14 protein-coding genes are annotated in these 13,604 nt (G+C 70.6%); 7 read left to right on the plus strand and 7 right to left on the minus strand.

The genetic code is table 11. From position 1 onward, the window contains the following. Window position 1: 1 nt before the first annotated feature. Window positions 2–958 carry a methylmalonyl Co-A mutase-associated GTPase MeaB gene (gene meaB / locus ACWIHY_RS05475; RefSeq protein WP_454374273.1) on the plus strand — a complete coding sequence of 319 codons (957 nt, stop codon included), beginning with the start codon at window positions 2–4 and terminating at the stop codon, window positions 956–958. A 193-nt stretch (window positions 959–1,151) separates the two neighbouring features. Here the strand turns inward: meaB and ACWIHY_RS05480 are convergent, their stop codons facing one another. Beyond that, window positions 1,152–1,724, minus strand: coding sequence for a PepSY domain-containing protein (locus ACWIHY_RS05480; RefSeq protein WP_454374274.1), 573 nt, complete (start codon window positions 1,722–1,724; stop codon window positions 1,152–1,154). Window positions 1,725–1,838: 114 nt separating this feature from the next. On the opposite strand from ACWIHY_RS05480, the gene ACWIHY_RS05485 reads away from it, so the two are divergent. Further along, a complete protein-coding gene (locus ACWIHY_RS05485) occupies window positions 1,839–2,501 on the plus strand; it encodes a response regulator transcription factor (protein ID WP_454374275.1) in 663 nt (220 codons plus the stop codon). Beyond that, complete coding sequence (locus ACWIHY_RS05490; protein ID WP_454374276.1) at window positions 2,498–3,892, plus strand: ATP-binding protein; 1,395 nt, start codon at window positions 2,498–2,500, stop codon at window positions 3,890–3,892. Before ACWIHY_RS05485 ends, ACWIHY_RS05490 begins: the two co-directional genes overlap by 4 nt. Here ACWIHY_RS05490 and ACWIHY_RS05495 read toward each other — a convergent pair. The 4 genes from ACWIHY_RS05495 to ACWIHY_RS05510 form a co-directional block, all read right to left on the minus strand. Further along, window positions 3,889–4,365, minus strand: coding sequence for a MarR family winged helix-turn-helix transcriptional regulator (locus ACWIHY_RS05495; RefSeq protein ID WP_454374277.1), 477 nt, complete (start codon window positions 4,363–4,365; stop codon window positions 3,889–3,891). The genes ACWIHY_RS05490 and ACWIHY_RS05495 overlap by 4 nt on opposite strands. Window positions 4,366–4,472: 107 nt before the next feature. Then, entirely contained in the window at window positions 4,473–5,252 is a 780-nt protein-coding gene (locus tag ACWIHY_RS05500; RefSeq protein WP_454374425.1) for an AIM24 family protein, read from the minus strand. An 8-nt stretch (window positions 5,253–5,260) separates the two neighbouring features. Beyond that, window positions 5,261–5,911, minus strand: a complete 651-nt coding sequence (locus ACWIHY_RS05505) for an AIM24 family protein (RefSeq protein WP_454374278.1) — start codon at window positions 5,909–5,911, stop codon at window positions 5,261–5,263. Beyond that, window positions 5,911–6,549: an AIM24 family protein gene (locus ACWIHY_RS05510; protein ID WP_454374279.1), complete on the minus strand. Its 639-nt coding sequence runs from the start codon at window positions 6,547–6,549 to the stop codon at window positions 5,911–5,913. Before ACWIHY_RS05510 ends, ACWIHY_RS05505 begins: the two co-directional genes overlap by 1 nt. Window positions 6,550–6,714: 165 nt before the next feature. Here ACWIHY_RS05510 and ACWIHY_RS05515 point away from each other — a divergent pair, with 165 nt between their 5' ends. From ACWIHY_RS05515 to ACWIHY_RS05530, 4 genes are all read left to right on the plus strand, one after another. Next, entirely contained in the window at window positions 6,715–7,059 is a 345-nt protein-coding gene (locus ACWIHY_RS05515; RefSeq protein WP_454374280.1) for a DUF3817 domain-containing protein, read from the plus strand. Further along, on the plus strand, window positions 7,056–7,349 hold the full coding sequence (locus ACWIHY_RS05520; protein WP_214899393.1) for an MTH1187 family thiamine-binding protein: 294 nt from the start codon (window positions 7,056–7,058) through the stop codon (window positions 7,347–7,349). The genes ACWIHY_RS05515 and ACWIHY_RS05520 overlap by 4 nt, the downstream gene beginning before the upstream one ends. Window positions 7,350–7,510: 161 nt before the next feature. After that, window positions 7,511–9,289 carry a glycosyltransferase family 2 protein gene (locus tag ACWIHY_RS05525; protein WP_454374281.1) on the plus strand — a complete coding sequence of 593 codons (1,779 nt, stop codon included), beginning with the start codon at window positions 7,511–7,513 and terminating at the stop codon, window positions 9,287–9,289. 3 nt (window positions 9,290–9,292) lie between these two features. Continuing rightward, window positions 9,293–11,248 (plus strand): galactose oxidase-like domain-containing protein, encoded by a 1,956-nt coding sequence (locus ACWIHY_RS05530; protein ID WP_454374283.1) that lies wholly within the window; start codon window positions 9,293–9,295, stop codon window positions 11,246–11,248. 49 nt (window positions 11,249–11,297) lie between these two features. Here ACWIHY_RS05530 and ACWIHY_RS05535 read toward each other — a convergent pair whose 3' ends face one another. Further along, window positions 11,298–12,332, minus strand: coding sequence for a glycoside hydrolase family 6 protein (locus tag ACWIHY_RS05535; RefSeq protein ID WP_454374284.1), 1,035 nt, complete (start codon window positions 12,330–12,332; stop codon window positions 11,298–11,300). Window positions 12,333–12,551: 219 nt separating this feature from the next. Next, window positions 12,552–13,538, minus strand: a complete 987-nt coding sequence (locus tag ACWIHY_RS05540; protein WP_454374285.1) for a DUF5937 family protein — start codon at window positions 13,536–13,538, stop codon at window positions 12,552–12,554. Between the last annotated feature and the right edge of the window lie 66 nt (window positions 13,539–13,604).

The raw sequence follows: 13,604 nt of genomic DNA on the forward strand, positions 1-13,604 counted from the left end.
GATGCAGGACGTCCCCGAGCTGGTGGCTCAGGCGCGAGAGGGCCGGCCGCGTGCCGTCGCCCGGCTGATCTCGCTGGTCGAGGGGGCGTCCCCGCAACTGCGTGAGGTGATGGCGGCGCTGGCCCCGCTCGCCGGCAACGCGTACGTGGTGGGCCTCACGGGGTCGCCGGGCGTCGGCAAGTCGACCTCCACGTCGGCGCTGGTCTCGGCGTACCGGCGGGCGGGGAAGCGGGTCGGTGTGCTCGCGGTGGACCCCTCGTCGCCGTTCAGTGGGGGCGCGCTGCTCGGCGACCGTGTGCGGATGTCCGAGCACGCGTCGGACCCCGGGGTCTACATCCGGTCCATGGCCACGCGTGGGCACCTGGGCGGACTGGCCTGGGCGGCGCCGCAGGCCATCCGGGTCCTGGACGCGGCCGGGTGCGATGTGGTGTTGGTGGAGACCGTGGGCGTGGGGCAGTCCGAGGTGGAGATCGCCTCGCAGGCCGACACGTCGGTGGTGCTGCTGGCGCCGGGCATGGGCGACGGAATCCAGGCAGCGAAGGCCGGGATCCTGGAGATCGGTGACCTGTACGTCGTCAACAAGGCCGACCGGGACGGGGCAGACGCGACCGCCCGGGAGCTCAATCACATGCTGGGGCTCGGAGAGTCACGCGGGCCGGGAGACTGGCGGCCGCCGATCGTGAAGACGGTGGCGGCGCGGGGCGAGGGCATCGACGAGGTCGTCGAAGCGCTGGAGAAGCACCGGGCGTGGATGGAGGAGCGCGGGGTGCTCGGCGAGCGGCGGGCCAAGCGGGCGGCGCACGAGGTCGAGACGATCGCCGTCACCGCGCTGCGGGAGCGGATCGGCGACCTGCGGGGCGACCGGCGGCTGGGGGCGCTGGCGGAGCGGATCGTGGCGGGCGAGCTTGATCCCTATGCGGCCGCGGACGAACTGGTGGCGGGGATCACCGAGGCGTAGGCGGCTCTGCCGGCGGTGCCGGGGGCGGGCCGCGCCGGGGGCGGCGTCCGGGAGTGTGATCCGGGCGGGCAGGCACAGCTTCTGGAAAGCGAAGCCCGCGTCCTGCCGCACGTCACGCCTTACGTCCCGAACACCACCACCCGCTGCGCGTCCCGCCCCCACGCGCCGGTGGGCGGCGGCCTGCGGGCAGTCGTCAGTCGTTGTCGGTGGCGTCGTCGGCGGCGTCGGCGTCGTCGGCGGCGTCGTCCTGGTCGTCCTGGTCGTCCCGGTCCGGCGTTGCCTTGGCGGTCTCGGCATCCACGTTCAGCTCGTGGTGCTTGCCGTCCTTGGACCGGACCTCCGCCTCCCAGCTGCCGTCGTCGTCCAGGTCGATGGACGTCAGCTCGCCGGGCTGCGCCTTCAGGGCCGCTGCCGCGGCCTCGTTCATCGTGACCTGGGTGCTGCGAGGGGCGCGGTCGTCCTCGTCGCCGTCATCGGTGTGGGTGTTCACGATCTTCGCCGTCTTCGCGTCCACGTCCACGTCGTGCCACTTGGCGTCCTTGCCGTAGACGTCGACCTCCCACGTCGGCTCGTCGTCGTCGAGTTCGGCGCCGGTGACCGTGCCCGGTGTGGACCTCTGGGCCGCCGTCGACGCCTCGTCGAGGGTGACCGTGCGCGTGGTCGGCGCCGGCTTGGAGTCGTCGTCCGAGGTGGCGAAGGCGGTCGCGGTGCCACCGCCGATGAGCAGGGCCGTGACGGTGGTGGCGATGACGAGCTTGCGCTTCATGAGGGTTCCTCCCGAGCGGTTGGTTGCTACGGGGATCAATCTCGCTGAGCGATGCTGAAGGTGGCCTGAAGCCTGCTGAAGGCTTCTTCAGGTTCGGTTTGCGAACCTTGGCGCATGCGCTTGTTGATCGTGGAGGACGAGAGGCGGCTCGCGGTGGCCCTGGCCAAGGGGCTCACCGCCGAGGGCTTCGCCGTGGACGTGGTGCACGACGGGCTCGAAGGGCTGCACCGGGCCGGGGAGGGCTCGTACGATCTGGTCCTTCTCGACATCATGCTGCCCGGTATGAACGGCTATCGGGTGTGCGGTGCGCTGCGGGCCGCCGGGAACGATGTGCCGATCCTGATGCTGACCGCCAAGGACGGGGAGTACGACGAGGCGGAGGGCCTCGATACCGGTGCTGATGACTATTTGACGAAGCCGTTCTCGTACGTGGTGCTGGTCGCCCGGGTGAAGGCGCTCTTGCGGCGGCGGGCGAGCGCCGGGGCTTCGCCGGTGGTCGTGGTGGGGGATCTGCGGATGGACACCGCCAGCCGGCGGGTGTACGCGGGTGACGACGAGGTCGTCCTCACCGCCAAGGAGTTCGCCGTGCTGGAGCAGCTCGCGGTGCGGGCGGGCGAGGTGGTCAGCAAGGCGCAGATCCTGGAGCACGTGTGGGACTTCGCGTACGACGGTGACCCCAACATCGTCGAGGTGTACGTGAGCGCCCTGCGGCGCAAGCTCGGGGCCGCACGGATCCAGACGGTGCGCGGCGCCGGGTACCGGCTGGTGACGGGATGAGGCGGCTTTTCGGGTCCGTACGGGCCAGAGCGGCGCTCGGGGCCACCGCGGTCGTCGCGGTGGCGCTGGTGGCGGCCGGGCTGGCCGTGTTGCTGGTGCTGCGGGCCAACCTGATCGACCAGGCCGGCCTGGAGGCCGAGGTCGGCGCCCAGGAGGTCGCCTCGCAGGTGGCCCTGGGGAGTGCGTACGGCGATCTGGACCTGCCCGACGACCTGCCGGTGCAGGTGGTCGAGGAAGGCGGGCAGGTGGTCGCGGTGAGCGAGGACCTGGATGCCGTTTCCGGGACGGGAAGCCCCGAGGTCGAGGTGGGAGGCGCCGCCCCGGGGGACGACGATGACGACGACCCCGGACGTGGGGAGGTCTCGGACGACGGTCCGCCGATGTCGTCGGGCAGCGCCACCGTGGACGGCGAGCGTGCCGACTACCGGTTCGCCGCCCTGGAGGCGACGTCTCCCCAGGGCCGGACCGTCACCGTGTACGTGGGGGCGCCGCTGGCCGCCGAACAGGGGGCCGTCGGCACGGTGCGGGAGGCCATGCTGATCGGGCTGCCGGCGCTGCTCGTCGTGGTGGGCGGTGTGACGTGGCTGGTGACACGGCGGGCCCTGCGGCCCGTGGAGGGCATCCGGCGCGAGATGGCCGCGATCACCGCTTCCGAGGATCTGTCGCGGCGGGTGCCGGAACCGGACGCGCACGACGAGGTGGCGCGGCTGGCCGTGACCACCAACGAGACGCTCGCGGCGCTGGAGGCGTCGGTGGAGCGGCAGCGGCGGTTCGTCGCCGACGCCTCGCACGAGCTGCGGAGTCCGATCGCTTCCCTGCGGACTCAGCTGGAAGTGGGGTCCGCGCATCCGGAGTTGCTGGACGTGGAGGGCGCGGTGCGGGACACCGTGCGGCTTCAGGCGCTGGCCGCCGATCTGTTGCTGCTCGCGCGGCTGGACGCGGGGGAGCGGCCGGGGCAGGGGCGCGTCGACGTGGGCGCTCTGGTGCGGGAGGAGGTCTCGCAGCGGGCCGACCGGCTGCCGGTGGCGGTCGTGGGGTCCGGCGCGTTCGAAGTGGCCGGGTCACGACAGCAGTTGGCACGGGTGCTCGGCAACCTGCTCGACAACGCACAGCGGCACGCGCGGAGTGCGGTGGAAATCCGGTTGCGGGCCGAGGGCGGCGCTGTGAGGGTTGAGGTGGCCGACGACGGAGCGGGGGTACCGGTGGGGGAGCGTGAGCGGATCTTTGAGCGGTTCGTACGGCTGGACGACGCGCGCACCCGCGACGACGGTGGCGCGGGGCTCGGTCTGGCGATCGCGCGCGATGTCGCGACGCGCCACGGCGGGTCGTTGACCGTGGGTGAAGGAGAGCGCGGCGGTGCCCTCTTCACGTTGCGTCTGCCGGCCGGCTAGATCTTTCCGCGTCGGCCGCGCAGCTGTTCGACCACCGGGGTGAGGGCGGCTTTCATGTCGGCGAGCGACTCGGGGGAGAGCATGCCGATGAAGTGCCGGCGTACGGACTCCACGTGGTGGGGAGCGACCTGCTGCATGGTTTCGCTGCCCTGGTCGGTCAGTACCGCGTACAGGCCGCGGCGGTCGGACTCGCAGTTCTCCCTGCGGACCAGTCCCGCGTTCTCCATGCGCGTGATCTGGTGGGAGAGCCGGCTCTTGGACTGGAGGGTCGCCGCCGCGAGGTCGCTCATCCGCAGCCGGCGCTCCTTCGACTCGGAGAGATTGACGAGGATCTCGTAGTCGTTGATGGTCAGCCCGTACGGCTGAAGATCCTTTTCGAGCTGATAGGTCAGCAGCCTGTTGGCGTCCAGGTAGGTCCGCCAGGCGCACTGTTCGGCATCGGTCAGCCAGGGGGTGGCCGTCTCGGTCTCCATGTATGGATTCTACCTAAGAAGTTGAATTCTGGACGAAGTTACGGAATGTGACGCCCGGCACGCGACAAGGGCGCAGACGTTCGACGTCACACTCCGCAGACTACCGCTCACAGGCCGAAGCGACGCTGGAGGTCCCCCAGCTGACCGGGAAGGCGCGGTGTGCCGCCGGGCTGTCCCTGCCCGGTGCCATGGCCTCCGGGCACCCCGGCCTGGGACGGAACGACGCCCGTGGCCTGCTCCGCCATAAGGAGTTCGGTGGACTGCAGCAGCACGGTGCCGGCCCCGACGAACTCGAACTGGTGCTCCTCGCCCGACGTACCTCCGATGCCGGTGAGTGACCTGATCCCGCCCATGACGCCTGTCATGTACTGGTGGTCGTAGTGGTGGCACGGGGACGGGCAGTCCGCCCAGCCCACGAGTGCTTGCGGGTCGACCCGGATCGGCGGCTCCATGAAGACCACCGGGCCGTTGGAGGCCGCCACGAACTTGCCCGTACCGATGAGGGTGAGGAAGCCCGGGACGATGGACTGCTTGAGCGCGAGGGTCGGCTCGTACGCCAGGAGGTTGCCCGACCGGATGGTCAGGTTGCCGTTGTCGAGGTCGAAGGAGTTGACGTCGAACGCGCGGTCCGCGAGCAGCATCTTGCCCTGGCCCTCCGCCACCACCCAGTCGCTCGCGTGCAGCGGCGAGTGGAAGCTGGTGCGCAGGAGGCGCTCGAACCGGCCGTGGCCGATGCCGTTGAAGTCGATGCGCCCGTAGTAGGCGATCATCTTCCCCTTCTGCAGGAACCACTGGCTCCCTTTGAGCTCGACGCAGAAGGTGTACGGAGTGACGTTGTCGTCGGAGGGCAGCGTGTGCGGGTCGAAGACGACAGGGCCTGCGGGCATGGGGGTGGTCACAGCTTTTCCTCCGAGGCCTGTACGTACACCGCGCCGTGGCCGGAGAGCTCCAGCTGGAACGCCTCGCCCGAGCCGCGACCCACCATGTCGCGCCAGCCGAGTGCGGTGGAGAGCTTGTTGCGTACGTCGCCGTGGTGCGCGACGTACGCCTGCGGGTCCACGTGCACCGGCCGCTGCGGCGTGATCGGGATCTCGATCACCCCGCCGTGCGCCATCACGGCGACCGCGCCGTGGCCCTTGAGGGTGGTGGTGAACAGGCCCTGGCCGGTCACCTGGCCGCGCACCATGCCCATGACGCCGCCCTGCGAGCCCATGAACATGGTGCCCTGGGTGAGAGTGCCGTCGAAGGCGAGGAGGCGGTCCGCCTCGACGCAGAGGGTTTCGCCGGTCAGGTTGATCACCTGGATGTGGTGACCGCCGTGACCGAACATGACGGTGCCCGAGCCCTCGACCGTCATCAGCGGGGTCGACTCGTTGGCGACCCGGCGTCCGATCATGGACATCACGCCGCCCTGACCGCCCTGGATGTTCGGCGTGAAGGACACATCGCCCTGGTACGCGAGCATCGCGCCGCGCTGGCTGAACATCTTCTGGCCGGGCACGACTCGCGCCTCGACCATCTTCGAATTGATCTCGCGGAACGGCATCAGACGTCGCCCCCGACGGTGTTGCGCTCGCTCGGCTGCACGTAGACGAGCCCCTCGCCCTCGAAGCGGATCTGGAACGCCTCGCCCGAGCCCTCGCCGATGAGCGTGCGGAAGTTCACACCCGACTGGAAGTGCTGCTGGAGGTTGCCCTGGTGCGCGATGTACGCCCCCGGGTCGACCTGGAGCGGGTACTGGGCCGAGACGCGCAGGACGACGGCCGGGCCGTGCGACATGATCGCCGCCTGGCCGGTTCCCTCCACGGTCGTGGTGAACAGGCCGTTGCCGGTCGCGCCGCCGCGCAGGCCGGTGAAGGAGGTGCCGGTGCGCAGGCCCGCGTCCGTGCACAGGAGGTTGCTGGATTCGACGTACAGCTTGTCGCCGTGCAGCGCGACGAGGTTGATCTCGCTCGCGCGGTCGGCGAAATAGCACGTGCCGTGGCCCTTCACCTCCATCACGGTCATCTGCTCACCGGTGAGGCGGCGGGTCACCATGCCGCGCATGCCCTCACCGCCGCCGGACATCTTCTTGAAGGTCATCTGGCCGTCGTACGCGACCATCGAGCCGTTTTTCGCTTTGACGGCGTCGCCGGTCATGTCTACGGCGAGCACCTTGCTGCCTTGGAGTCGGAACTGAGCCACGTGAGTGACGGTATCCCGTGACCCCGACCCTGATAAAGGGCAGCGGGGGCGGGCTGCCACAATGGGGCGCGAGCTTGTGCGTCAGGGGGTCCGGGGGGTGCCTCCGCCAGAAGGCAGAGCGCAAGATCGACGACCGTTCCCTGCGACGACGAAGGTTGCCCCTCCGTGGACATCAAGACCGCTTCCGCACTCCGCCGCCTCCGCCTGGTGTCCGCCCCCGAGGCGGTCTCCTTCCTGCTGCTGCTCGTCTGCTCGGTGCTCAAGCGCACCACGGAATTCAACGCCGTCCCGGTCATGGGCGCGATCCATGGTCTGCTCTTCGTCCTGTACGTCCTGTTCTGGGCCGACGCCTGGAACCGGGCCAAGTGGTCGCTCGGGACGGCCGCCTTCTACTTCGCCATGTCGGTCCTGCCGACAGGCGGCTTCTTCGCCGACAAGCGCCTCAAGCGTGAGGCCGAGGACGCGGTCATCGCCGGCCGCGCCCGCCAGGAGAGCGTGGTCAAGGGGTGATCGTCGCCTTCTCGGTCAGCCCGCTGGGTGTCGGCGAGGACGTCGGGGAGTACGTCGCCGATGCCGTGCGCGTGGTCCGTGAGTCCGGGCTGCCCAACCGCACCGACGCGATGTTCACCTCCATCGAGGGTGAGTGGGACGAGGTGATGGACGTCGTCAAGCGCGCCGTCGCCGCCGTGGAGGCCCGTGCCCCGCGCGTCTCGCTGGTCCTGAAGGCGGACATCCGGCCCGGCGTCACCGACGGCCTGACCTCCAAGGTCGAGACGGTGGAGCGCCACCTGGGTGCCTGATCCGACTGTCCGACAGCCCCCGACCGCCACCCCGCGGTCGGGGGCTCCGTCGTTCAAACGGCCGGAGGCCGAAAATCGCCCGCTCGGACGACTCGGTTCGACACACCGCCAAATGTCCTTTTATGTGGGGGTATCTAACGCTCTCGACTGCGGGAGGTACAGTGCGGCCGGACGGCTACGACTACGACACCCACAGCCGACTCGCCGGGCCCCTCACCGAACCCGGCACCACCGCGTACCGGGTTCAGTACCGGAGCCTGATGGCGCAGGAACCGCACCGAATACGCGCCGTACTGCTGATGACGCTGGCCCCGCTGCTCTCGGCGCTCCTGCTGGTCTACCTCGTTTGGCCCACGCACTGGACCGAACGCGAGGGCGGGGACCGCTGGCTGGTCCACCTCGACATGGTGATGCTGGTCTCGATCGGCCTGATCAGTTTCTTCATGCTGGTCAACGTGGTGTCGATCGCACACGCCACGATGGTCGCCAGGGACCCGGTACCGGTGACTCCCGAGCCGGGCACCCGGGTCGCGTTCCTCACGACGTACGTACCGGGCAAGGAAGCCCTGTCCATGGTGCGCGCCACGCTCGAAGGAGCGGTCGCCCTCCGGCACGACGGGCCGCTCGACGTCTGGCTGCTCGACGAGGGCAACGACGGGCAGGCGAGGGCGCTCTGCGCGGAGCTGGGCGTACGGCATTTCAGCCGCAGCGGCGTACCGGAGTGGAACACCAGGAAGGGCCCGCACCGGGCGCGGACCAAGCACGGCAACTACAACGCCTGGCTCGCCATGCACGGCGACGCCTACGACTTCTTCGCCTCCGTCGACACCGACCACGTACCGCTCCCCAACTTCCTGGAGCGGATGCTCGGTTACTTCCGTGACCCGGACATCGCCTTTGTCGTCGGACCGCAGGTGTACGGCAACTACGACAGGTGCGTCACCAAGGCCGCGGAGTCGCAGCAGTTCCTGTTCCACGCCCTGATCCAGCGCGCGGGCAACCGCTACGGCGCGCCCATGTTCGTCGGCACCAACAACGTCGTACGCGTGCGGGCCCTCAAGCAGGTCGGCGGTCTGTACGACTCGATCACCGAGGACATGGCCACCGGCTTCGAGCTGCACTGCCGGAGGAACCGGGAGACCGGGCGCTTCTGGCGGTCCGTCTACACCCCGGACGTGCTGGCCGTCGGTGAGGGCCCGGCCTCCTGGACCGACTTCTTCACCCAGCAGCTGCGCTGGTCGCGCGGGACGTACGAGACGCTGTTCAAGCAGTTCTGGAGGGCGCCCTGCCGGGTGCCGCCGGGCCGGCTGCTCACCTACACCCTGATGCTCGGCTACTACCCGATGACGGCCGTCAACTGGCTGCTCGGCATCCTCAGCTGCGTGCTGTTCCTGTGGTTCGGGGCGTCCGGCACCCAGGTCTCCTCGTCGGTGTGGCTGATGCTCTACAGCGACGCGGCGGCCCTCCAGGTCGGGCTGTACCTGTGGAACCGCCGGCACAACGTCTCGCCGCACGAGCCCGAGGGCTCCGGCGGCCTGGCCGGCATGGCGATGTCCGCGCTCTGCGCGCCGATCTACGCCAAGTCCCTCGGCTCGGCGGTGCTGCGCACCCGGGGCCGGTTCGTGGTCACGCCCAAGGGCGGCGAGGCGAGTGCCGACCGGCTGCTGACGTTCCGCATCCACCTGTCCTGGGCGGCGGTGCTGGTCGCCTCGCTGGTCGCGTCCGTCCACCTCGGTCACACCCACGCGGCGATGCGCACATGGGCCGTACTGGCTCTGGTCATCGCACTCGCCCCGGTCGCGGTGTGGTGCTGGACCTCCGCACGTGAGCGTGCCGCGACCAGGGCCTCCAGGGCGAGGGCAGTCAAGGGCGCCGGCAGCGGCGCGGTGCCGGGCGAGGAGCCGGAGCCCGCGTTGGCCTCGACGACCGGAGGGAACTGACCCATGGCCTACCGGCCGACGCAGAGGTTCAAGAAGACGCTGCTGGGCGGCGGAGCCGTCGTGGTGCTCGCAGGACTCAACGCCCCGGCGGCGCTGTCCTTCGCGGAGGAGAAGTACCACGCGTACAAGATCGCCCAGCCCGCCTACAAGGCGCAGTACGGCTCCTGGTCGACCGTCGGCATTCCCGAGAAGTACCGCACGAACGCCATCCACGCGGCCCTGCTCCACACCGGCAAGGTGCTGATCATCGCGGGCTCGGGCAACGAGGAGAAGAAGTTCGACGAGGGCACCTTCGAGACCGTCCTGTGGGACCCGCGGGACGGTTCGTTCGAGCTGGTCCCGACCCCCGAGGACTTCTTCTGCGCGGGGCATGCCCAACTTCCCGACGGGCGGCTGCTGGTGGCCGGCGGCACCGCGCGCTACGAGGTGCTGGGCGACAAGGTCATGCGGGCCGGCGGCCGGATGCGGGTCAAGAACGAGAACCCGGACAAGCCCATCACCTTCAAGAAGGGCACCCGCTTCCGCTCGCCCTCCGGGGTGACGTACGTGTCGAGGTTCGACGTGACGGTGCCGAAGGCGAAGCGCGAATTCAAGATCTCGTACGCCAGGAGCGGGCGCATGCTGCCCTGGAAGACCAGCATCAAGGCGGCCGAGGCCCGGGTCTTCGTCGAGGCCGCAGAGGAGGGCCCGCGGGCGGTCACGAAGCGGGCGGCGCAGTACGAGATCGTCGGGCTCAAGGGCGAGGACGCCGACAACACGTACGGCATCGCCGAGGCGATCACCATGGACAAGCAGGACTTCCAGGGGATCAGGGCGGCGTACGAGTTCGACCCGAAGGCGGAGAAGTACATACCCGTCGACCCCATGCGGGAGGCCCGCTGGTACCCGACGCTGGTCACCCTCCAGAACGGCAAGGTGCTCGCCGTCTCCGGGCTCGACGACGTCGGCGCGATCCTCGCGGGCGACAACGAGTACTACGACCCGAAGACCAAGAAGTGGTCGAAGGCGCCCTTCCGGTACTTCCCGACGTACCCCGCGCTCTTCCTCACCAAGGGCGGCAAGGTCTTCTACTCCGGCGCGAACGCCGGGTACGGGCCGGCCGACAAGGGTCGCGAGCCCGGCATCTGGGACCTGGAGAGAAACACCTTCAAGAAGGTCGGCGGCCTCACCGAACTCGACCAGACCGAGACCGCGGCCTCACTGGTCCTGCCGCCCGCGCAGAACCAGCGGGTGATGATCCTCGGCGGCGGCGGAGTCGGTGAGTCCGGCAAGGCGACCGGGCGTACGGCGATCATCGACCTGAACGAGGAGAGCCCGGCCTTCAAGACCGGCCCCCGACTCCCGCAGGGGACGCGTTACTTGAACAGCGTCATCATGCCGGACGACACCGTCTTCACCAGCGGCGGCTCGTCGGACTACCGGGGGCGCGGCGCCAGCAACATCCTCAGGGCGCAGTTCTACGACCCGAAGGCGAACTCCTTCAAGGAGGCGGCCGAGCCGACGGTGGGCCGCAACTACCACTCGGAGGCGCTGCTGCTGCCCGACGGCCGGGTGGTGACCTTCGGCTCGGATTCGCTGTACGGCGACAAGGACAACACCAAGCTCGGCAAGTTCGAACAGCGGATGGAGGTCTATACGCCGCCGTACCTCTTCCGGGACAAGGCGCTGCGACCGGCGCTCGGGGCGGGGCCGCGCGAGCTGGCGGCGTCCGGGGTGGCGACTTTCAGGACGGCGCATCCGGAGCGGATCGCGCGGGCCAGGCTGATGCGGCCGAGCGCGGTCACGCACACCACGGACGTCGAGCAGCGCTCGATCGAACTGGGCCTGAGGAAGGGCAGGGGCGAGATCACGGTGAAGGTGCCGGGCGACAAGTCGCTGGTGCCGCCCGGCTGGTACATGCTCTTCGTCACGGACGGCGAGGGGACACCGTCGGAGGCGAAGTGGATCCACGTACTCTGAGTCCGCTTTTCCCGGCTGCCCCGGCTGCCGCGGCTTTCCCGGCCGCGGTTCAGACCTTGGCGCGGCGGGCCAGCCCCAGGGCGTAGTCCGGCCACCAGGTGCCCGCCGCCGGGCCGCCGCGGCACTCACCGTCCGAATCGCCCGGCCGCTTGATCCACAGGTACGCGTCGAGCAGCGGGTCTCCGGTGCGGTCGCTGGGCGGCGTACCGAGAGCGCGGCCGGTGGGGTTGCACCAGGCGTCGCTGCGGCCGCCGGACAGGGGGCCGTTGCCGTTGCGGCTGCTGTCGATCACGAAGTGGGTGCCGCCGAGCAGCGCGGAGAGCTGGGCACCGAAGGACTTGACGGCGTCGTCCCTGTGGAAGTTGGAGACGTTGAGCGAGATGCCGTCGGCGCGGTCGACGCCGGCCCGCTCGAGGGGCTCCACGAGCTTGCCGGGGTCGTCGATCCAGGCCGGATTGCCGGCGTCCAGATACACCTTGGTCTTCGGCTGCTGCTTCAGCCGGTCGACCGCCTCGGAGAGGAGCCCGGTGCGCTCGTCGTGCTCCTCCGCCGGCGTGCAGCCGTCGACGATGTGCGACACGGCGTCGGGCTCCAGGATCACGATGGCCGGGGCGGAGCCGATGCTGTCGGCGAACGAGCCGATCCAGCGGCGGTAGGTGTCGGCGTCCGCGGCGCCGCCGGCGGAGTGCTGGCCGCAGTCGCGGTGCGGGATGTTGTACGCGACGAGTACCAGGGTCCGGCCGTCCTTGGCGGCGCCGCGTACGGCGTTCCTGATGTCCGGTGCCGGGTCGTTCCCGGCGGGCCAGTCGGCGACCGGCCGCTCGGAGATACGCCGCAGGACGTCCGCGTCGGCGCTGCGGCCCTGCGCCTCCCACGCCTTGACCTGGCGGGCGGCGTCGCTCTCCGGGTCGACCCAGTACGGGGAGGAGTCGCGGACCGGGGCCTGGCTCCGCGCGACGGCCGAATCGCCCGCCTGCCCTGGCTCGGGCCCGGAGCTGCCGGAGTCGGAGCAGCCCGCGGCGCCGAGCGCGAAGAAGGCGATGACCGCGGCGGTGAGCGAGCGGGTCGGTCTGCGGCCGGACATCCAGCCCCCTTGAACGGTTCGACTGGGCGAGGACAGGGACCGGGCAATCGTTGCATAACGCCCATATATCATTTGGCTGCGACACCGCTGCGACAGGGGGCGCGGGGTGACTCACGGGCCCGTCCCGCGTCGAGGACCGGAATCCGGGGGGCGTCTTCCTCCCGCCGGGGGAAGGCGAGCGGGACGGGGGCGGAGCCTCCCGCAACCCGGGCCGGAGGCCTACGGCGCCGTGGTCAGCGCGATCCCGAGCGGCGTTCGCTCGTACAGCACCTGGTGGCCGTAGCGCCGTGGGACCAGCAGACCCGCCCCCCGCAGCACCGACAAGTGCTCCGACACCGTCGACGGCGCCAGCCCCAGCGTGTGCGCGAGCGCCGACGTCGAGGCCGGTTCGTCCAGCGCGCACAGGACATCCGCCCGCCCCCGTCCCAGCAACCGCGCCAGCGCCTGGGGCGTACGCTCCGCCTCCCGCGTCCACAGCCCGCCGATGCCGCGCACCGGATACACGACCGTCGGCTGCCACGGCGGCTCGAACCCGCTCACCACGTCCGGCCAGCAGAACACGCTCGGCATCAGCACCAGGCCCTGCCCGCCGAGCGTCCGCTCGTGCTCCCCGGGCCGGTCGATCGTGAGCGTGCGGCCGTCGCCCGACCACGCGAGCCGGGGGTTCAGCTCGCCGAGCAGCCGCTCCAGGCCCACCTCGGCCAGCCGTCGCGAATGGAACGCCACATCCGCCTCCAGCAGCGCCCGCAGCCGGGGCCAGTCGGGCTCGACGAGAGCGCGCCAGGCCCGCTCCAGCAGCGCCGCGATGTCCCGCACCGCGCGCCCGGGGTCCGCTAGCATCGCCCGCCCGGCAGCGCTGTCCGCCGCCCCGGGGGTGCAGGCCAGCGACTGCGCGATGTCGTCGCGCGCCGCCACCGGATCGGCCGCCCGTACGGCCGCGATCTCCTCCTCGAAGGTGGCCGCGGGGCCGATCGGCGGCGGCCCCAGGCAGTCCGGTGTGTGCCCGCGCCGCGGCATCAGAAGCCACAGCGGTGCGAGGTCGAGACCGGCCGTGGCCTCGCGGATCCGGCGCAGCCAGGGCAACTGGTAGCCGTGCCGCTCCGGGCGCGCGAGGGTCCGTACCGCCTCCTGCGTCTCCCAGAGCGGCGAGACCGCGAACCGGCAGCGCAGCAGATCGGCCTCGCCGCAATGCAGTCGGTACGCCACCGCCTCGTCCCTCCCCCCGTGCGGCCGAAAGATTCGGCACCGGCCGAAAGTCTATGGACGCCCCCG

The sequence above is a fragment of the Streptomyces sp. NPDC055287 genome (assembly GCF_053646035.1).